Here is a 1604-nt window from a genome sequence, read left to right on the forward strand (position 1 = left end):
AAAAAGCTAGAGTTTAGCAATGAGCTAATCTTACTCTTATATGGAGAGTTTGATCCTGGCTCAGGACGAACGCTGGCGGCGTGCCTAATACATGCAAGTCGAGCGGACTTAAAAAGCTTGCTTTTTAAGTTAGCGGCGGACGGGTGAGTAACACGTGGGCAACCTGCCTGTAAGACTGGGATAACTTCGGGAAACCGGAGCTAATACCGGATAATCCTTTTCTACACATGTAGAAAAGCTGAAAGACGGTTTCGGCTGTCACTTACAGATGGGCCCGCGGCGCATTAGCTAGTTGGTGAGGTAACGGCTCACCAAGGCGACGATGCGTAGCCGACCTGAGAGGGTGATCGGCCACACTGGGACTGAGACACGGCCCAGACTCCTACGGGAGGCAGCAGTAGGGAATCTTCCGCAATGGACGAAAGTCTGACGGAGCAACGCCGCGTGAGTGATGAAGGTTTTCGGATCGTAAAACTCTGTTGTTAGGGAAGAACAAGTACGAGAGTAACTGCTCGTACCTTGACGGTACCTAACCAGAAAGCCACGGCTAACTACGTGCCAGCAGCCGCGGTAATACGTAGGTGGCAAGCGTTGTCCGGAATTATTGGGCGTAAAGCGCGCGCAGGCGGTCCTTTAAGTCTGATGTGAAAGCCCACGGCTCAACCGTGGAGGGTCATTGGAAACTGGGGGACTTGAGTGCAGAAGAGGAGAGTGGAATTCCACGTGTAGCGGTGAAATGCGTAGAGATGTGGAGGAACACCAGTGGCGAAGGCGACTCTCTGGTCTGTAACTGACGCTGAGGCGCGAAAGCGTGGGGAGCGAACAGGATTAGATACCCTGGTAGTCCACGCCGTAAACGATGAGTGCTAAGTGTTAGAGGGTTTCCGCCCTTTAGTGCTGCAGCAAACGCATTAAGCACTCCGCCTGGGGAGTACGGCCGCAAGGCTGAAACTCAAAGGAATTGACGGGGGCCCGCACAAGCGGTGGAGCATGTGGTTTAATTCGAAGCAACGCGAAGAACCTTACCAGGTCTTGACATCTCCTGACAATCCTAGAGATAGGACGTTCCCCTTCGGGGGACAGGATGACAGGTGGTGCATGGTTGTCGTCAGCTCGTGTCGTGAGATGTTGGGTTAAGTCCCGCAACGAGCGCAACCCTTGATCTTAGTTGCCAGCATTCAGTTGGGCACTCTAAGGTGACTGCCGGTGACAAACCGGAGGAAGGTGGGGATGACGTCAAATCATCATGCCCCTTATGACCTGGGCTACACACGTGCTACAATGGATGGTACAAAGGGCAGCAAAACCGCGAGGTCGAGCAAATCCCATAAAACCATTCTCAGTTCGGATTGTAGGCTGCAACTCGCCTACATGAAGCCGGAATCGCTAGTAATCGCGGATCAGCATGCCGCGGTGAATACGTTCCCGGGCCTTGTACACACCGCCCGTCACACCACGAGAGTTTGTAACACCCGAAGTCGGTGGGGTAACCTTTTGGAGCCAGCCGCCTAAGGTGGGATAGATGATTGGGGTGAAGTCGTAACAAGGTAGCCGTATCGGAAGGTGCGGCTGGATCACCTCCTTTCTAAGGAAAATGGAATTTA

Annotated in this window: 1 rRNA gene; it reads left to right on the top strand. The window is 53.3% G+C overall.

What is annotated here, in order from left to right:
* The first annotated feature begins 37 nt into the window (after positions 1-37).
* Positions 38-1585 (top strand): 16S ribosomal RNA (locus ACTXGU_RS22180).
* Positions 1586-1604: the final 19 nt, after the last annotated feature.

This window comes from Niallia sp. 01092, from assembly GCF_052318935.1.
Taxonomy (GTDB): Bacteria; Bacillota; Bacilli; order Bacillales; family Cytobacillaceae; genus Niallia.